The organism is Phycicoccus sonneratiae (genome assembly GCF_016887965.1).
Lineage (GTDB): Bacteria > Actinomycetota > Actinomycetes > Actinomycetales > Dermatophilaceae > Phycicoccus > Phycicoccus sonneratiae.
Map to the genome: position 1 here is coordinate 12,619 of NZ_JAFDVD010000021.1, position 18,772 is coordinate 31,390.

Here is an 18,772-nt window from a genome sequence, read left to right on the forward strand (position 1 = left end):
GCTCGTCCGGCGCGACCCGGCTCGTCGCCGGGCTGCGGCTCAGGCGAGGGCGGCGAGGGCGACGGCGATCGCCGACCCGACCCGCGCGTTGTTCCGCACCAGCGCGAGGTTGGTCTCGAGCGAGCGCCCGTCGGACAGCTCGACGATCCGGCCGAGGAGGTAGGGCGTGATGTCCTTGCCGACGACCCCGAGCCGGTCGGCGTCGGCGAGCGCCGCCGCGATGACGCCGTCGATGTCCTCGCGCGCCATCTCGTGCTCGGCCGGCACGGGGTTGGCGATCGAGATGCCGCTGCCGAGGCCGAGGTCGAGCTGGGCGCGGACGAGGCGCGCGGCCTCCTCGGGCGTGTCGACGCGCATCGGCACCGACAGACCGGAGGAGCGCGAGAAGAACGAGGGGAACTCGTCGGTGCCGTAGCCGACGACCGGGACCTCGAGGGTCTCGAGCGCCTCGAGGGTCCGGCCGATGTCGAGGATCGACTTCACGCCCGCGCTGACGACCGCCACCGGGGTGCGCGACAGCTCGGTGAGGTCGGCCGAGACGTCCATCGTGTCGTGACCGCCCTGGTGCACCCCGCCGAGCCCGCCGGTGACGAAGACCTGGACGCCGGCGAGCGCCGCGATGCGCATCGTGCTCGCGACGGTCGTCGCGCCGTGCACGCCGGTGGCGACGACGTGGGCGATGTCGCGGACGCTCACCTTGCGGATGCCCTGGTCGGCACCGAACATCTCGAGCTCGTCGTCGGAGAGCCCCACGGTCGGCCGCCCCGAGAGGATGGCGACGGTCGCCGGGACCGCGCCGCCGTCACGGACGATCTGCTCGACCTCGCGGGCCATGCCGACGTTGGCGGGGTAGGGCATCCCGTGGCTGATGATCGTCGACTCGAGCGCGACGACGGGCCGGCCGTCGGCGAGCGCGTCGCGCACCTCGGGGGCGACCGACAGCATCGGGTGCGGGGTGGTGGTCATCGGGACAGCTCCTCGGTTCGGGGCTCGGTGGTGGTCAGGTGGGCCGCGACGAGGGCCGCGGTGAGGTCGGGGCGGACGGTGTCCGGTGAGGCGCAGGTGAGCGCGGCGAGCACCTGCCCCGCGCGGGCGGCCTCGACGACGTCGTCGCCGCGCAGGACGGCGTGCACGTAGCCGGCGGTCATCGCGTCGCCGGCTCCCGTGACGTCGGCGACCTCGACGGCCGGGGCCGCGACGAGGACCACCCGGCGCGGCTCACCCTCGACCGCCACGGACAGCAGGCTGCCACGCGTGCCGCGCCGGACCCAGACGCGCTCGACGCCGCGCGCGTGGAGCAGGCCCGCGGCCCGGACGACGTCCTCGACGGTGTCCTCGACGGCCTCGCCGACGAGGGCTCCCAGCTCGTCGACGTTCGGCGTCACGGTGTGCAGCGGGACGGTGCCGTCGAGGGCCGGTGCGGCCTCGGTGGCCTTGGCGACGCTCACCGGCTCGAGGACGGCGGGCACCCCGGCCGTCGCGGCCGTCGTGAGCAGCCAGCGGACGACGTCGACGTGGAGGTTGCAGTCGACGACGAGGACGCGCGTGCCGGCCAGCAGGGTCGGGACGACGTCGAGGTCGCCGACCGCGAGCTCGTCGGTGGCCCGCATGTCGGCGACGGCCACGAGCAGGTCGCCCCCGTCGTCGAGGACGGCGGTGTACGAGCCGGTCGGGTGCACCGAGGTGACGACGTGCCGGCAGTCGATGCCGGCCGCCTCGCTGCGGGCGAGGACGGTGCGTCCCGGCAGGTCGTCGCCGACGGCCGCGACGAGGGTCGTCGGGCTGCCGAGCCGGGCGAGGTTCTCGGCGATGTTGCGCCCGACGCCGCCGACGGTGGCCGTCGAGGTCCCCGGGTTGCTCGTGCCGAGCCGGGGCGGCACGCGGGTGCGGACTTTCGCGTCGAGGACGGCTCCCCCGACGACGAGCACCGCCCCGTCCTCCGGACGCAGCAGGTAGCCGCGCCCGAGCACGACGCCCTTGCGGGTGAGGTTGCTCAGGTGGACGGACACGGCGGCGCGCGTCGAGCCGAGGCGCTCGGCGAGCGCGGCGGCATCGAGGAGCGGGTCGACGCGCAGCAGCGCGACGATCTCGCGCTCGCGGTCCGTGAGGCTCATACTTGCAATCCTAAGGCATCTTCAGATCTCCAAAGAAGCGGTCGGCGGAATCGCGGCAGCACACGCGGCTCCATCGGAGCGGCACGGTCGCCAGACTGGAGGCCCGTCGAGCCCCGGAGACCCCATGCCCCCGCCCGTGCGCACCCTCCTCGCCGTCCTCGCCCTCGTGGCGGGCCTCGCTGGCCCGGCCTTCCCGCAGGGCACCGCCGCCGCGGCCGCGACGACCCACCGCGTCGCGACGTTCAACATGTGCGGCTACGGCAGCACCGGGGGATGCGGAGGCACGACGACGCAGCGCGTCGAGTGGATGGCCCAGCGCGTCGTGTCCGACCGCATCGGACTGCTCACGGTCAACGAGGTGTGCGAGCCGGTCGTCGAGGCGCTCCGCCGGCGCCTCGGCGCGCTCGGGGTCACCGTCCACACCGCCTACCAGCAGACCTTCCCGGCCCGGCGAGGCCGCTGTGCCGGGGCGTCGAGCGGCAACGCCGTCGTGTCGCGCACGTCGCTGTCGTCGGTGCGCCGGGTGACCTTCGCCGCCCAGGCCTCGGGTGCCGTCGAGCGGCGCGGCGTCCTCTGCGCGCAGACCGTGCTCGGCGGGGCGACGGAGGTGTGCACGGCGCACCTCCTGCCGGGCGCCGCCGGTGCGGCGGTGCGCCGCCAGCAGGTGCTCGAGGCGCTGCGGGCCGCGTCGGCGCCGGGCCGGCCGCTCGTCCTCGCGGGCGACCTCAACGAGGTGCCGCCCGCCACGATGCTCGACCCGCTCTACGCGTCCCGGTACGGAGCGGGCTCGCGCGGCACCCTCGTCGAGCCCGCCTCGACCCGTTCGGGGGCGCCGTGCCGGTGCGGTGCCGGCACGCGGGGCACGGCCAAGCTCGACTACGTCTTCGGGAGCGGAGCGACCTTCGCGCCCGGCACGACGGCCGTCCGCGACTCGCCGTGGTCGGACCACCACCTGCTGCTGGCCGACCTCATCCGGTCGTAGCGGAGCCACCTCCGGCGAGGGCGCGCAGGGTCGCACGCACGCGCTCGTCGGCGGCCGACAGCTGCTCCCGGGCGTCGGCGAGCTCGCGGAGCACCGCCGGGTCGGGGTCCACCCCTCGGCGTCGGGCCCGGGCCAGCACCTTGGTCGCCGCGAGCTCGGCCGGCAGCGAGGCCGGGATGCCGTGGAGCAGGTCGTCGGCGTAGGACCCCGCCTTCTCCTCGGCCTTGATCCGCTCCCACTCCTGCTCCACCTCCTCCGGGGTGCTGGCGTCACCGTCGGCGAAGACGTGCGGGTGGCGGCGGACGAGCTTGTCGACGAGCAGCCCCGCGACGGTGTCGACGTCGAAGCCCTCGTCGGCCTCCTCGGCGACGCGGGCGTGGAAGACGACCTGGAGGAGGACGTCGCCGAGCTCCTCGGCGAGCAGCCGCGGGTCGCCGCCGTCGATGGCCTCGAGCACCTCGTGGGCCTCCTCGACGAGGTAGGGCGCGAGCGAGGCGTGGGTCTGCTCGGCGTCCCAGGGGCAGCCGCCGGGCGAGCGGAGCCGGTCCATCGCCGCGACGACGTCGAGGAGCCGGCCGCCCTGGACGTCCCACGACCCGACGACGAGCTCGACGTCCGGGGGCTCCTCGAGGCGCGAGACCTCGGACGCGACGGCGTCGGAGAGCCCGGGGTCGGCGTCCGCGGACCCGAGCCAGACGACCCCGACCGACCGGGCGAGGTCGACGAGCGTGCGGGCCAGCGCGGCGGGCGGGACGTCGCCGACGCACTCGACCTCGACGCCTGCCTCGGTGAGCGCCTCGACGAGCGGCTCGTCGGCGCTGCGGGCGAGCAGCCGGTCGGCCCCGGTGACCGCGGTCCACGCCGCGTGCGACAGCAGCCCCGGCGCGACCCGCGGCGAGGTGACGACGAGGCCGAGCCGGCCGCCGGTCACTTCGTGGTGGAGGACTCGAGCCAGTCGGGCCGGCTCGGGGTCAGCTCGGTCTTCGACGGGTCGAAGGTGCCGTAGCGCGGGTTGACGACGACCTTGACGCCGGCCATCGCCTCGGCCGGGAGGGTCTGCCCGGCCTGCTGGAGGACCTGGCGCGCGTACTGGCCGCGGAGCAGCTCGATGGCCTCGTCGGACGGGTCGGCGGTCGCCGGGAAGTTGGCCCGCGCCACCGAGGCGGACTGCGGGGCACCCTGCTTGGCGACGTAGTCGATGACGTAGGGCGCCTCGATGAGCCGGTAGAGCACGTCGGACGCGGTGAGGTTGGCGTCCGGGAAGGCCTTGTTGATCTCGGTGCGCGCGGTGTTCACCTGCGACTCGGTGATGACGCGGCCGTCGACGGTGGCCGCGCGGCCGGCCTCGGTCGTGCCGCAGCCCGCGGTGACGAGGGCGGCGCCCAGGGCGAGCGCCGCGGCGGCGCGGCGAACCGGGAGGGTCACGAGCAGTCCTTTCATCGGGTCACCCCCGGGCGGGGGCGGTCGCGGCACGGGCGGCCTCTCCGACATTGTCCATGACGACGGAGCGGACCACCGCCGCGGCCCACTCGAGGATGTCACGGTCGCGCAGCGGGCGGCCACCCACCGGGGCGGTCTTCGGCGCCGGGACGAGCATCGACCCGGTGGCGGCCTTGAGGATGGACTTCGGGAACAGCCGGTTCAGCCGCAGCTGCTGGCTCTCGCGCAGCTCGACCGGCCCGAACCGCACGTGCTGGCCCTGGACGGAGATGTCGGCGATGCCGGCCGCCCGGGCGACCGTGCGCAGCCGGGCCACCTCGAGGAGGTTGCGCACCGGCTCGGGCACCGCGCCGTAGCGGTCGACCAGCTCGCCCTCGATCTCGGCGAGCTGCTGCTCGTCGACGACGGCCGCGAGCTTCTTGTACATCTCGAGGCGCAGCCGCTCGTGCGGGACGTAGTCGTGCGGCAGGTGGGCGTCGACGGGGAGCTCGATCTTGATCTCGGCCGGCGCCTCCTCGCCCTCTCCCCTAAACGACGCGACGGCCTCGCCGACGAGCCGGACGTAGAGGTCGAAGCCGACGCCGGCGATGTGCCCGGACTGCTCGCCGCCGAGCAGGTTGCCGGCGCCGCGGATCTCGAGGTCCTTCATCGCGACCTGCATGCCGGCCCCGAGGTCGGTGTTGCTCGCGATGGTCTGGAGCCGGTCGAGGGCGGTCTCGGTGAGCGGCGTCTCGGGGGGGTAGAGGAAGTACGAGTACGCCCGCTCGCGACCCCGCCCGACGCGGCCGCGCAGCTGGTGCAGCTGGGAGAGCCCGAGCCGGTCGGCGCGCTCGACGAGGAGGGTGTTGGCGTTCGAGATGTCGAGGCCGGTCTCGACGATGGTCGTGCAGACGAGGACGTCGAAACGCTTCTCCCAGAAGTCGACCACGACCTGCTCGAGCTTGTGCTCGCCCATCTTGCCGTGCGCGGTGGCGACGCGGGCCTCGGGCACGAGCTCGCGGATGCGGGCCGCCGCCTTCTCGATGGTCGACACCTTGTTGTGGACGAGGAAGACCTGGCCCTCGCGCAGCAGCTCGCGGCGGATGGCCGCCGTGACGGTCTTCTCGTCGTAGGCGCCGACGTAGGTGAGGACGGGATGCCGCTCCTCCGGAGGCGTTGCGAGAGTTGACATCTCGCGGATACCGGTGACCGCCATCTCGAGGGTGCGCGGGATGGGCGTGGCCGACATCGCGAGGACGTCGACGGAGGTGCGCATCGCCTTGAGCTGCTCCTTGTGCTCGACCCCGAAGCGCTGCTCCTCGTCGACGACGACGAGCCCGAGGTCCTTGAACCGCACCTCCTTCGAGAGCAGCCGGTGGGTGCCGATGACGAGGTCGACCGACCCGTCGGCGAGCCCGGCGAGGACGGCCCTGGCCTCGGTGTCGGTCTGGAAGCGGGAGAGCGCCTTGACGACGACCGGGAAGCCGGCGTACCGCTCGGAGAAGGTGTTGAGGTGCTGCTGGACGAGCAGCGTCGTGGGGCAGAGCACCGCGACCTGCTTGCCGTCCTGGACCGCCTTGAACGCCGCGCGCACCGCGATCTCGGTCTTGCCGTAGCCGACGTCGCCGCAGACGAGCCGGTCCATCGGGACCTCTCGCTCCATGTCGGCCTTGACCTCGTCGATGGTGCTCAGCTGGTCGGGGGTCTCGACGTGGGCGAAGGCGTCCTCGAGCTCGCGCTGCCACGGGGTGTCGGGCCCGAAGGCGTGGCCGCGGGTGGCCATCCGTGCGGAGTAGAGCCGGATCAGCTCGGCGGCGATCTGCTTGACGTACCGGCGGGCCCGGCCCTTGGTCTGCTGCCAGTCGGAGCCGCCCATCTTGTTGAGGGTGGGCTGCTCGCCGCCGACGTACCGGGTGACCTGGTCGAGCTGGTCGGTGGGGACGTAGAGCCGGTCTCCCGGCTGGCCGCGCTTGGACGCGGCGTACTCGAGGACGAGGTACTCGCGGGTGGCCCCCTGGACCGTGCGCTGCATCATCTCGACGAACTTGCCGACGCCGTGCTGTTCGTGGACGACGAAGTCGCCGGGGCGCAGCTGGAGCGGGTCGACCTGGTTGCGCCGGCGCGAGGGCATCCGGCGCATGTCCTTCGTGGAGGTTCCCGACCCCGCCGCCGCGCCGGTGAGGTCGGACTCGGTGACGACGGCGAGCCGCTCCCCCGGCACGAGGAAGCCGTTGCCGGCCGCGCCGGTGGTGACGGTGACGACGCCGGGCTCGGGGTCGGCATCGACCGGCACGAGCCGGCTCGGCACCTCGTGCTCGGCGAGGACCTCGGCGACCCGCTTGGCCAGCCCGGGTCCCTCGGTGGCGACGAGGACCGTCCAGTCGTCGGCGACGAGCCGGCGCAGCTCCTCGACCGCGTCCTCGGTGCTGCCCCGGAAGGTCGGCGAGACGACGAGCCCGAGGTCGAGGGTGTCGTCCTCGCCGTCGCCGGCGAACGGGGTGAGGTCGAGCCAGCGCACCCCGAGGGCGCGGGCCTGCTCGCGCAGCTCGGCGATGGTGCGGAACGACGCGGTGCCGAGGACCGACTCGAGGTCGATGGGCACGGCGCTGCCACCGGCGGCGTTGGCCCAGCCGGCCTGGAGGAACTCCTCGCTCGTCGAGACGAGGTCGTGGGCGCGGGTGCGGATGCGCTCGGGATCGCAGGCGACGAGGACGGCGTCGGTGGGGAGCACCTCGAGGAGGGTCTCCATGCCGTCGACGAGCGCCGGTGCGAGCGACTCCATCCCCTCGACGGCGATGCCGTGGGCGAGCTTGTCGAGGATGTCGGCGACGCCGGGCAGCTGGTCGGCGAGACCCGCGGCGCGCTCGCGCACCGACGGGGTGAGCAGCAGCTCGCGGCAGGGTGGCGCCCAGAGGCCGTGCTCGGCCACCTCGAGGGAGCGCTGGTCGGCGACCTTGAACCAGCGGATCTCCTCGACGGTGTCGCCCCAGAACTCGACGCGCAGCGGGTGCTCCTCGGTGGGCGGGAAGACGTCGAGGATGCCGCCGCGCACCGCGAACTCGCCCCGGCGCTCGACGAGGTCGACGCGCGAGTAGGCGGCCGCAGCGAGGTCCTCGACGGCCTGCTCGAGGGGCGCGTCCTGGCCGGCGGTGAGCGCGACCGGGCGCAGGTCGCCCAGGCCCCGGGCGATCGGCTGGAGCACGGCACGCACGGGGGCGACGACGACGGCCGGCGACCCGTGCGCGGGGTCGTCCGCGTCGGGATGGGTGAGCCGGCGCAGCACGGAGAGCCGCTGGCCGACGGTGTCGCTGCGGGGGCTCAGCCGCTCGTGCGGCAGGGTCTCCCAGGACGGGAAGTGCGCGACCGCGTCGGCGCCGAGGCCGGCCGCGAGGGCGGCGTGGAGGTCCTCGGCCTCGCGACCGGTCGCGGTGACGGCGAGCAGCGGCGCGCCGGAGGGGCGAGGGGCGAGCGCGGCGACGACGGCGGCCCGGGCCCCGGGCGGTGCGCTCGCCTCGACCTCGGCCGCGGGCACGGCGAGGGAGTCGGAGAGACGGGTGAGACCGGGGAGGGCGGCGACGCGGGCGCGCAGCGGAGAGAGCGAGGGCATGTCCCTCTCAGGTTACTGGCGGCCACCGACACGTGGTGACGCGCACGGCACCTCGTCAGGCGGCAGCCGGCTCCCGGGCCGAGCGCTCGTCGGCCCCCGAGGAGGAGGTCCCGCCGTGGTCGAGGAGGAGCATGGCTCCCGTCATCGTCGCGAGGAGCAGCAGCCCGAAGACGAAGCCGCCGATGACGTCGGTGAGCCAGTGCTCCTGGTTGTACATCCGCGCGTAGGCCTGGACGGTCTCGAGGAGCGCGACGAGCGCGGCGCCCGCGGCCCACCAGCGGCGGCTGCGCGTCTCGGTCCAGCGCAGCGCGAGGACGACGACGAGTCCGTAGACGACGATGACGCGCGCGCAGCCACCGGACGGGTACGAGCCCAGCGTGGTCGGCGGGTGCCCCCGGTCGACGACGAGCTTGAGCAGCTCCTGGACGTTCTTCTCGAGGAGGTAGCCGACGGGGAGGACGAGGAGCGGCACCCACCAGCGGCGACGGCGCCACAGCACCGCGAGGAGCACGGCGGCGACCACGGTGATCGTCTGGGTCTGCTTGAGGCCGCCGACGTTGGTGAGCACGAGCCAGATGGAGTCCCAGGTCGCGTTGCGGCCGGCGGCGAACCAGTCGAACACCGGGTGGTCGACGTAGGGCTCGATGGCCTGGAAGAACTCGCCGAGCACCCAGAGGACGAAGGTCATCGCCCCGCCGCCGAGGAGGACGGCCGCGGCGAAGGCCCCGACCCGGCCGAGCTGGTCGACGAGCGAGTCGCCGACGACCCTGGCCCGCACGAGGCCGGAGGCCACCCAGCGGGGCGCCACGAGCCGGTCCGCGCGGACCACGAGGAGGGCGCCGGCCGCCACGACGAGCACGAGCGCGACGACGCCGATGAGCATGGTCCCTGTCACCGTCCCATCATCGGGCAGAACCCTCCCTGGAAGCAGCCGTTTCCGGGATGTTCCCGCTGGTCAGGACAGGTCCGGAGGGGGCGCGGGGCGGCATGCCTGAGAAGGCGCTCAGCGCAAGCGCGAAACGTGTGACGTTCGTCACACTGTGAGCACAAGCCTGTCGATTCGATTCCTCCGGCGCGCGAAATCCCCGTAACGTCCCTCGGCATCCGCGCACCACCCCCCTGCACATGGCGCTAGCGCGGTCGCGGTTCACCCCCCTGCGCGCCGGCTGCTGCCCTCCTGGCAACCGGTGCTGACCGCGGCGTCACAGGAGCGATCCACCATGCCCACCTCTGTCCGCCAGACCCCCGGGTCCCCCCGCCACGCCCGCCCGGGCCGCCGCCGGGGAGTCACCGCTCTCGCTGCCGGAACCACTCTCGCGACCGTCGCGGTCTTCGCGCCGTTCAGCGCCTCGGACGAGCCGTCCGAGGCGGCGCTCGCCCGCACGGCCCAGACGGCGGCCACCGCCCAGGCCGGCACCGCGACCGCCGAGCGCACCGCCACCGCCGTCCGGACGGAGGCGGCGAACAAGGCCGCCTCCGCCGCGCGCACCTCTCGCACCAGCGGCGGCACCGCGGCGATCGCGCCGGTGAAGTCGGTCGTCACCCCGGCCAAGCCGGCCCTCGGCTCGAGCGTGCTGTTCTTCGGCGGCGCCGGCGACGTCACCGCCCTCACGAAGGCCGCCGGCCAGACCGTCGCGACCCACTCCTACGGCAACCTCCAGGGCAGCGTCCCGACCGGCCGCATGGTCACGGTCAACGCCCAGGGCATCCCGTGGACCTCGGTCAGCTCGGCCGCCCCCGGCAGCGCCCTGCACAACGACATGATCCGCTGGGCCAAGACGATCAAGGCCCGCGGCGGCACGATCCTCATGTCCTTCGGCCACGAGCCCGAGGTCTCGGCGAAGATCAAGCAGGGCACGGCCACGCAGTACCGGGCCGCCTACCGCAAGGTCGTCGACGTCTTCCGCTCCCAGGGCGTCACCAACGTCCAGTGGGTCTACCAGGCCACCGCGTGGTCCTTCCGGGTCAAGAGCACCGACCGGATCGCCGCGGCGAACTGGTACCCGGGCGACGACTACATCGACGTCGTCGGCGGCGACGCCTACAACTGGTACACCTGCGGTGAGGGGCAGAACAAGGACGTGCCCCTCTCGACCATCGGGAGTGGCGTGCTCGCCTTCGCCAAGGCGCACGGCAAGAAGGCCTCGCTGCCCGAGTTCGCCGCGCACTCGGCGTCCAACAGGGGGGCCTGGCTCTCCGCCGGCTACAACTGGATGAAGGCGAACAAGGACTACTTCGTCGCCGCGTTCTACTTCAACCGGCCGCCGACCAACGCCTCGAACGCCGACTGCGTCTGGACGCTCAAGACCTCCACGGAGCTCTCCACGTACAAGGCCATCGCGGCCGACGCGTGGACCACCCAGTGAGTCGAGCCTGACACCCGGACGGGGTGGGACCGTGACGGTCCCACCCCGTCCGCGCGTCGTCAGGAGGTGAAGGAGACGTCCCAGCAGCCCTTGGCCGCGCCGGACGTCGCCGTGATCCGCCAGGTCCCTGCCGCCGGCACGCTCAGCTGCACGAGGTGGTACTTCCACTGCTCGGCGGTCTGGGTGGTGGCGCTCTTGACGGTCTTGGCCTCGGACCCGTCGCGCTGGGCCACGGTGACCGAGAGGGCGGCCTTCTCGTCGGAGACGTCCACGGGGATGACGTAGAGCGGGAACGCCGCCGACGGGGAGGCCTTGAAGGCGGCGCGGGCGTCGGCGAAGTTGCCGGCGGCCATCGGCCCCGACCGCACGTCGCGCTGCGTGCCGACCTCGACGCAGCCGGTCTTGCTCGACCCGGGGAGGCGGGCCAGCACGCTGTCCTGGCGCCCGGGGGCGTCGGTCGCGAGGGTCGGCGGCGCGGTGGCCGGCGACGGGATCTCGCTCGGGGTCGTGGGCGCCGAGCTCGTGGCGGACGGACCGGCGCTGCCGCCGGAGGACGCCGAGGCGGAGGGCGTCGCGTCGTCGGACCCCTCCCCGGTGCACGCGCCGAGGGCGAGGACGGCGCACGCGGCGGACGCGGCCCACCGCACCCCTCGCGTGCCGGGACGGCTCCGTCGGACGGACCCACGACTCATGCTCGACCTCCGGACCCCGGCCGGCCGGGTGGCCGGCTCCCTGCGACAGAACCCTGCCTCCACTGTAGGTGCTCCCCCGGACGGGCACCCCGGGATTCGCCACATCCCGGGCGATGTCCCACGCCGACGGACGCGGACTGGGAGACTGGGGCCCGACGTGCTGCCCGAGCAGGAGGAGTCCGGCGTGGTCGAGGGGTCCAGGTTCGTCTTCGTCGGCGGCCTCCACCGCAGCGGGACCACCCCGCTCGCGCGGCTCCTCGCGCGGCATCCCGAGGTCGCCGGCATCTCCGGCAGCGGCGTGAGCGAGGACGAGGGCGTCCACCTCCAGGACGTCTACCCGCCGATCCGCGCCCACGGCGGCATGGGCCGGTTCGCGCACGACCCCCGGGCCCACCTCACCGAGGACTCGCCGCTCGTCTCCGACGAGAACGCGCAGCGCCTCGTCGAGTCCTGGTCCCCCTACTGGGACACCTCGCGGCGGCTCCTCCTCGAGAAGTCGCCCGGCAACCTCGTGATGGGCCGCTTCCTCCAGGCCCTCTTCCCGGGCAGCGCCCTCGTCGTCGTCGTCCGTCACCCGGTCGTCGCCTCGCTCGCGCTCGAGAAGTGGAACCCGTGGCCGGTCGCGCGCAACGGGCGCCGCCACACCAGCCTCCCCGACCTCGTCGGCCACTGGGTCCGGGCCCACGAGCTCCTCCTCGAGGACGCCCCGCACCACCGGCGGCTGCTCGTCCTGCGCTACGAGGACCTCGTCGCCGACCCCTCTGCCCGCCTCGGCGAGGTGGCCGACCACCTCGGCCTCGGGAGCCCGCTGCCCGCCGACGGCATCCGCGCCGGGGCGAGCGACCGGTACACCGAGACGTGGGAGGCGATGCGCACCGGCTCGCCGCTCGCCCGGCGGCGCCGCCGTCAGGTCGAGGAGCGGTGGGGTGAGGCCGTCTCCCGGTGGGGGTACTCCCTCGAGGACCTCACCGCGGTCGGTCCGCGCGAGGCCCTGCCGACCGCCGCGCCCTGAGCGTCCCCGCCGACCATCCCCTCGGGGACGCGGCGCCCCCGGACAGCCGGACGGGGCCGGCGCCCGAGGGCGCCGACCCCGTCCGGGTCGATCCGGTGCTCAGCCCACCGGGTGGAGGACCACCGTCCACATGGCGGTCTTGTCACTGGTCGCGTTGCTCGTCGCCGTGACCCCGCCGACCTGACCGGCCGCGACCGGGCCACCGGAGTCGGCGGCCAGGACGCTGAACCGGTAGGTGCCGGAGGCGTCGGTCTGCTCGAGCCGCGAGCTCACGGACCCGGGAAGGGTCCAGTTGCTCGTGGCCGAGGACTTGTCGGACCAGTAGGACACGACCCAGTCGCCCGTCTGGGCGGTACCCGTCGGGGTCGTGTGGGTGGCCGTGGCCGAGTCACCCGACCGGGTCGCGGTGACACCCGTCGCCGCGACGTTGCGGTAGACCGCCACCGAGAGGTTGCCGAGCCGGAAGCCGGACGGGTCGTCGACCCGGACGGACTTGCCCGCGTCGCCCGCCTCGGCCTGCTTGCGCCACAGCGTGGAGCGGATCGTGCCGTTGACGAAGCTGTCGACCTGGGTCCACCCCGTGACTCCCGACGGCCCGGTCCACGTGACCGTGGAGGGGGTCGTCAGCCAGAGGAGCATCGTGTCGCCGACCTGGGTGGTCGCCGGCACCGTGGCCGCCTTGAACTTCGCCGACCCGGCCGCCGAGCTCGCCGCTCCGACGAACGAGAGCGGGTTGGTCGGGGTCGGCACGGTCACCGTGACGGACTTGGTGGTCGTCCCGGTGCCGCCACGGTTGTCGGTGACCGTGAGGCCGACCGAGTAGGTGCCGCTCTCGGCGTACTCGTGCGTCGGCGAGGCCGTGGTCGCGGTCCCTCCGTCACCGAAGGTCCACGCGTACGACGCGATGGTGCCGTCCGGGTCGGAGGACCCGGTGCCGTCGAACGAGCACGAGCCGTCGGTGCACGACGAGGTGAACGACGCGGTGGGCGGGACGTTCGCCGGCTGGGCCGCGACGGTGACGCTGCGCGTCGTCGTCCCGGTGGCACCGTCGTCGTCGGTCACCGTGAGGGTCACCGTGTAGGTCCCGGCGGCGGTGTAGGTGTGCGACGGGTTCTGCGCCGTCGACGTCCCTCCGTCCCCGAAGGACCACGAGTAGCCGGCGATCGTGCCGTCCGTGTCCGTCCCGCTGCCCGCGAAGTCACAGGCGAGGAACGTGCACGAGGGCGTCCCGATGGCGGCCGTCGGCGGCTCGTTGGCGGGCGGGCCGCCGTAGAGGAACATCGACCGGTTGCGCCAGTCGATCCCGTCGACGCCCGAGCCGCTGACCTTCGTCGGCGAGCCCGAGACGGACGAGCCGTCGAAGGCGACCGAGTAGAGGGCACCGTCGGCCTTGCGGACGTAGTACAGCTTGCCGCCGCTGACGAACATCCCGTTGGCGTCGGCGAAGTTGACGCTCGAGGAGACCGTGCGGATGCGCTCGTCCATGATCCCGCTGTCCGGCGAGAACCACCGGGCGAGCAGGCGGGAGTCGTTGTTCAGCGTGTAGTACATCCAGCCGGCCGAGTACGTCATGCCGGACACGCTGTTCATCTGCCCGTAGAGCGAGGGCACCGCGCCGTTGTAGGTGCCGCCGAGGTTGTTGTCGACGTCCTTCCACTTCGGGTCGTTGTACGGGTTGACCTGCACGTCGGTGCCGAAGGTCGTGCCGTTGAACGTCCTGCGGTGCAGGAACCCGTCGGTCGAGCCGTAGAAGACGGTCGACCCGACCATGAACGCGCCACGCGTCGAGGCCCAGGACACGCCGCCCGTGGACTCCGCGCGGGGCGAGCCGCTCGTGCCGGTCGAGGTGAGCGGCACGGAGACGAGCCCGTCGGTCGGGGGCGTCGGGGTGACGTCCGTGCGGACGATCTCGATGCCGTTGACCAGCGGGTTCTCGACGACGTGGGAGAAGTCGATGTTCACGGTGCCGTCCGAGACCTTCGAGAAGGCCCGCATGGTGCCGCGCTGGTCACCGACGCTCGCGACGATGTCGAAGTTGTTCAGCACCGTCGACCCGTCGAGGGCCACGTTGAACACCCGGCTGCCCGAGGCGCTCGTGCACGTGCACCGGTTGGCGAAGTACAGGCGCACCTGGATCGGCGTGCCCGCGGCGACCGGGAAGGCCCACTGCATGGCCGGGCTGTCGTTCGGCGACCAGCGCTCGCTGTCGAAGATGGCGCCCGGCGTGGAGGCCGGCACGGTGCCGTCGACGGTGCGGTTGCTGTCCCAGCCGGCCGCGTTGCTGTTGCTGTTGCGGTAGCTGCTCGCGCCGCTGTCGTCGATCCAGTCCGGACCGGAGTCCGAGGACGGGACGGTCCCGCCGCCGGCGTTCACCCGGTACAGCACGTTGGTCGTGCCGCCCGTGGAGCCGCCGAGGTAGACGCGCCCGGGCAGCGACCCGATCGCGGTGGTGTGGAGCTGGGCGCCCCGGTACGGGAAGAACGCGATGCGCGGACGCCGGTACTCGCGGTTGCCCACCCAGATCGAGTTCGAGCCCACGTAGAGGCCCTCGGGGGTGGCGAGCAGCGCGTAGACCGCGACACCCGCGGGGTTGCGACCCGGGTTCCACGACAGCGGGCGACCGCTGATCGGGTCGAGGGCCACGATGCCCGGCCGCGGGACGGCACCCGGGCCGGCGTAGTCGACACCGGTGGGGTTGTTGGCCCAGCGCTGGTGTCCGCCGACGAAGACCGCGTTCGTCGTGATCGCGTTCTCCCAGTTGGTGTCACCACCGGACTCGGAGACCCACGTCGGCTGCGCGTCCGTGGAGAGGGTGTCGGTCTCGAACCGGCTGGCGGCGTCGCAGAGCGTGCCGCGCACGCCACCACCGGTGCCGCTGACGACGAAGAACGAGTTGTCCGGCGAGAAGGAGACGTCACGCACCCAGCTGTCGAAGGCCCAGTTGAAGCACTGGTCGCTCAGCCGGTTCGTGTTCCAGGCGGTGCGCACCGAGGCCGTGGCCCCGAGGTCGATCTGGACGATCTGGTCGCGCAGGAGGCCGTCGGCGTACTTGAAGTTGCCGACCGCCACCATCCGCGAGCCGTCGGCCGTGATGTCGAGGGCCGCGACGCCCATCCAGCCCTGGGCACCGGAGCCGGTGTCGTTGTGGTGGCCGGACATCTGGACGTTCATGTACGGGTCGAGCGCGCCGTTGGAGAGGGCGAGCGTGGCGAGCTCGGCGTGGTCCTTGCCGCCGACCTTCGTGAAGGTGCCGCCGATGTAGACCCGGTTGCCCCGCACGACGATGTCGTTGACGTACCCGAAGTTGTTGGTCGGGGGGTTCCACGAGGCGACGGCCTGACCGGTGGTCAGGTCGAGGAGGGCGATGTCGCGGCGGGTGGCGCCGCCGGCGCTCGTGAAGTCGCCGCCGACGAACACCGTGGTGGCCGTGGGGCCGGGGTGCACGGCGTAGACCGGGCCGTTGACGTTGAAGTTGACCGAGGACAGCGCACCCGTGGCCTGGTTGAACGAGGCGACGTTGGGACGGCTGACACCCCCGACCGTCGTGAACGTGCCCCCGAGGACCATCGTCGACCCGACCTTGGCGATCGAGCGGACGTCACCGTCGTCGACCGAGGGCGTGGCCGTGGACGGCACCTCGTCGACCATCGACGAGGCGGTGGGCGGAGGGGCTGCGGGCACGGTCGCCGATGCAGCGGGCGCGGACACCACGAGTCCGGCCAGCACCAGCGACGCGATGCCCACGAAGGCCCCCAGCGGGTTACCTTTCATGGAGTTCTCCCTGCACTGCTCCACGCGCAGCGGCGCGCCGCTGAAAGGCCCCCTGCAGACCTCGCGCCCTCAGATGGTGACACGCCGTCGGCCGGGACGGAAGCAGAATGCGTCAATTCGGTCACGACGAGATCGCGAACGCGTTGCGGAGGGGTCCGCGGTGCCGCGTCGGGGGGCCGCTCGCCTACGCTCGTGCAGGTCAGACGAGGTGGAGGAGGTGGCACGACGATGCGGAGGGCGCTCGCGGTCGTCGTGGCCCTGCTCGCCGTCGCGGCGCTCGGTGGGTGCCGGCTGCCGTGGCAGTGCCCCCTCACCGACGACGCCCGGCCGTCCTGCGGAGGGGTGGTGCTGGGCGTCACCACCGCGCAGCCGTCGACCGAGATGCTCTCCGCCGCAGAGGACTTCGTCGGCCGGCCCTACGACATGGTCTACCGCTTCCACGAGATCGACGATGCCTTCCCGACCGACGAGGAGCGCGGCATCGTCGCGAGCGGGCGGCTCCTGCACCTCTCGGTCGACACCCGGGTCGAGGACTCCCGTGACGGCCTGTCCTGGGCCGCGGTCGCTGCTGGGCGCCACGACGCCGAGCTCTCGGCGCAGGGGCGCGCGATCGCCGACCTGCACTCGCCCGTCCTCGTCACCTACGAGCACGAGATGGACCAGGCGTCCAAGTCGGCTCTGGGGACGCCCGAGGAGTTCGTCGCCGCCTGGCGCCACGTGCACGACGTCTACACGCGGGCGGGGGCCACGAACGTCGTGTGGGTCTGGGTGGCCTCCGGGACGACGCCGACGCTCGAGCGGGCCAGCGTCATGTGGCCGGGCAACGACGTCGTCGACTGGATCAGCTGGGACGTCTACAACGCCGCCGGATGCCGCGCCGACCGCACCTCGGCGGAGCGCCACGTCTCCTTCGAGGAGTCGTTCTCGGTCTTCCACGACTGGCTCGAGCGCGAGGGCCCCGGGCTCGGCATCGACGTCACGAAACCGAAGATGCTCAGCGAGACCGGGAGCGTCGTCTACCCGGACGACCCCTCGCTCACGGCGCAGTGGTACTCGGAGATGCCGGACGTGCTGCGCCGGCACCCGGACGTCGTCGCCGTCGGCCTCTGGGACCACGTCGGCATCCAGAGCTGCGACTACCGCTTCACCGGCGTCGCGTCGCTCGAGGGGGCGATGCGGGGGCTGGCCCGATCGGACGTGTTCGCCGAGCTCGACGTCTCGTTCTGACGGCGCTCAGCGCCCCTGACGGCCGTCAGCGTCGCCGTCGCGAGCGCAGTGCCGCACCCAGCTCCTCGAGGCCGAGCCGCCGCCGGAGCACGGCGCACCCGCCGACGTAGGCCAGACCACCGACGACGAGGCCGACGGCGAGGGCCGACACGTCGTCGCCCAGCGTGAGCCGGGCGACGGCCAGGGGGACACCGGCCGCGACGAGTCCGAGCACCGCCGCCGTGACGGTCGAGGCGCCGAACGGGTGCAGGCGCAGGGCGGAGGTGACCTGGGCGAGGGCGAGCAGGTTGCGCAGGACGATGGCTGCCGCCCAGCCGATCGCCGCACCGATGATGCCGTGCCGCGGGATGAGCACGAGGTCGAGCCCGACCTGCACGCCGAGCCCGATGAGCGTGTTGACGAGGGTCCACGTGGTGCGCCCCGACATCGCGAGGACGACCTCGACCATGCCGAGGAGCGAGGAGAGCATCAGCGCGACCGCGAGGATGACGACGACCGCCCCGCCGGCGTCGTAGCCCCCGCCGAAGACGTCGACGACCGTGGTCGAGAAGGCGGCCAGCGCGAGGTAGAGCGGCCAGGTCATGAGGACGAGCCACGCGGTCGAGGAGCGGTACAGCACACCGACACTGCGAGTGTCGTCGACCGCGAGGTGCTCCGCGAAGCGCGGCTGCGCGGCGAGCGTGACGGCCTGGCTGCCCATCTGGCCGGCGACGACGAAGCGCGTGGCGGCCGCGTAGACGGCGGCCGGCACGGCGCCCGCGAGCGCCCCGACGAGGACGATGTCGAGGCGCTGCATCGCCATCTGCGCGACGGTCATGATGGCCCGGGGCCAGGTGAAGGACCAGAACTCGCGGTGGCGGCGTCCGGTCGGTGGGGCGTCGCGCAGGGACCGCGCGAGCAGGCGCCTGGCCCACAGCGTCCCCGCGACGGCGGTGACGAGGTAGCCGGCCGCCCACCCGGCGACGGCGGCCGCCGGGCCGAGGGTGAGGCTCGCGAGGCCGACGAGCAGCAGCTGGGCGGCCGGGCGCACGACGAGGGTGAGCAGGGCGGTCGGGCGCATCGTGCCGAGCCCGCGGGTGGCCGACACGGCGAGGTTCTCGACCGAGGCCGCGAGGAGGAAGGGGGCGAGGACGCGCACGGCCGTCGCGGTGGCCGTCGGCTCGTCGGGGCTGACGAGGCGGCCCACGGCTGGGGCCGCCACGACGAGGGCGGCGGAGATCACGGCCGTCCACCCGAGGACCGGCAGGCTCGCGGCCCGCAGGTGCGAGCGGGCGTCCCCCGGACGGTCGAGGGCCCGGGCGCGCGACAGGAAGTACACGAGACCGGTGTTCGTGCCGAGCTGCGCGACGGCGACGACGACGAGGAAGCCCGACGTCGTCGAGAAGAAGACACCGGCCTGGGCCTGCGGGAGGGCCCGCGTGACGACGACCGTCAGGGCGAACCCGATGACGGCGCTGAGGACCGCACCCGCGACGTTCGCCGCTCCTCCGCGGGCGACGCCTGCCATGCCGCCGCGCCCACCGGCGGGGGGCGTCGCGGCGGGCAGGGTCGGCGCGGTCGGCCCGCCGACGGGGATCCCGTC

Annotated in this window: 13 protein-coding genes; 4 read left to right on the top strand and 9 right to left on the bottom strand. The window is 73.5% G+C overall.

The genetic code is table 11. From position 1 onward, the window contains the following. Nucleotides 1–39: 39 nt before the first annotated feature. Together JQN70_RS16835 and JQN70_RS16840 are read right to left on the bottom strand one after the other, a co-directional pair. Nucleotides 40–966: a pseudouridine-5'-phosphate glycosidase gene (locus tag JQN70_RS16835; protein ID WP_204132539.1), complete on the bottom strand. Its 927-nt coding sequence runs from the start codon at nt 964–966 to the stop codon at nt 40–42. Beyond that, nucleotides 963–2,114, bottom strand: coding sequence for a carbohydrate kinase (locus JQN70_RS16840; protein WP_204132540.1), 1,152 nt, complete (start codon nt 2,112–2,114; stop codon nt 963–965). The genes JQN70_RS16835 and JQN70_RS16840 overlap by 4 nt, the downstream gene beginning before the upstream one ends. Nucleotides 2,115–2,238: 124 nt before the next feature. Between JQN70_RS16840 and JQN70_RS16845 the strand changes: the two genes are divergently transcribed. Next, nucleotides 2,239–3,096 carry an endonuclease/exonuclease/phosphatase family protein gene (locus JQN70_RS16845; protein ID WP_204132541.1) on the top strand — a complete coding sequence of 286 codons (858 nt, stop codon included), beginning with the start codon at nt 2,239–2,241 and terminating at the stop codon, nt 3,094–3,096. Here the strand turns inward: JQN70_RS16845 and JQN70_RS16850 are convergent. From JQN70_RS16850 to JQN70_RS16865, 4 genes are read right to left on the bottom strand one after another with little or no spacing between them, the layout of a single operon-like run. Then, nucleotides 3,083–4,027 (bottom strand): MazG family protein, encoded by a 945-nt coding sequence (locus JQN70_RS16850; protein ID WP_204132542.1) that lies wholly within the window; start codon nt 4,025–4,027, stop codon nt 3,083–3,085. The genes JQN70_RS16845 and JQN70_RS16850 overlap by 14 nt on opposite strands. Beyond that, complete coding sequence (locus JQN70_RS16855; RefSeq protein ID WP_204132543.1) at nt 4,024–4,536, bottom strand: hypothetical protein; 513 nt, start codon at nt 4,534–4,536, stop codon at nt 4,024–4,026. Before JQN70_RS16855 ends, JQN70_RS16850 begins: the two co-directional genes overlap by 4 nt. A 4-nt stretch (nt 4,537–4,540) precedes the next feature. Continuing rightward, nucleotides 4,541–8,122, bottom strand: coding sequence for a transcription-repair coupling factor (mfd, locus tag JQN70_RS16860; RefSeq protein ID WP_204132544.1), 3,582 nt, complete (start codon nt 8,120–8,122; stop codon nt 4,541–4,543). Between the two features lie 55 nt (nt 8,123–8,177). After that, a complete protein-coding gene (locus JQN70_RS16865; protein ID WP_204132545.1) occupies nt 8,178–9,017 on the bottom strand; it encodes a phosphatase PAP2 family protein in 840 nt (279 codons plus the stop codon). Nucleotides 9,018–9,342: 325 nt separating this feature from the next. Between JQN70_RS16865 and JQN70_RS16870 the strand changes: the two genes are divergently transcribed. Continuing rightward, on the top strand, nt 9,343–10,488 hold the full coding sequence (locus tag JQN70_RS16870) for a glycosyl hydrolase (protein ID WP_204132546.1): 1,146 nt from the start codon (nt 9,343–9,345) through the stop codon (nt 10,486–10,488). 59 nt (nt 10,489–10,547) lie between these two features. Here the strand turns inward: JQN70_RS16870 and JQN70_RS16875 are convergent, their stop codons facing one another. Then, the gene (locus tag JQN70_RS16875; protein WP_204132547.1) at nt 10,548–11,135 is read right to left on the bottom strand and encodes a hypothetical protein; all 588 of its coding nucleotides are present in this window, start codon (nt 11,133–11,135) and stop codon (nt 10,548–10,550) included. A gap of 202 nt (nt 11,136–11,337) precedes the next feature. On the opposite strand from JQN70_RS16875, the gene JQN70_RS16880 reads away from it, so the two are divergent. Continuing rightward, the gene (locus tag JQN70_RS16880) at nt 11,338–12,192 is read left to right on the top strand and encodes a sulfotransferase family protein (protein WP_204132548.1); all 855 of its coding nucleotides are present in this window, start codon (nt 11,338–11,340) and stop codon (nt 12,190–12,192) included. Between the two features lie 99 nt (nt 12,193–12,291). Here JQN70_RS16880 and JQN70_RS20315 read toward each other — a convergent pair whose 3' ends face one another. After that, entirely contained in the window at nt 12,292–15,963 is a 3,672-nt protein-coding gene (locus JQN70_RS20315) for a PKD domain-containing protein (protein ID WP_239111764.1), read from the bottom strand. 228 nt (nt 15,964–16,191) lie between these two features. Between JQN70_RS20315 and JQN70_RS16890 the strand changes: the two genes are divergently transcribed. Next, nucleotides 16,192–17,190 carry a glycoside hydrolase family 26 protein gene (locus JQN70_RS16890; RefSeq protein WP_204132549.1) on the top strand — a complete coding sequence of 333 codons (999 nt, stop codon included), beginning with the start codon at nt 16,192–16,194 and terminating at the stop codon, nt 17,188–17,190. Between the two features lie 25 nt (nt 17,191–17,215). On the opposite strand, the gene JQN70_RS16895 is transcribed toward JQN70_RS16890, so the two are convergent. Next, nucleotides 17,216–18,697: an oligosaccharide flippase family protein gene (locus JQN70_RS16895; protein ID WP_204132550.1), complete on the bottom strand. Its 1,482-nt coding sequence runs from the start codon at nt 18,695–18,697 to the stop codon at nt 17,216–17,218. Nucleotides 18,698–18,772 lie beyond the last annotated feature (75 nt).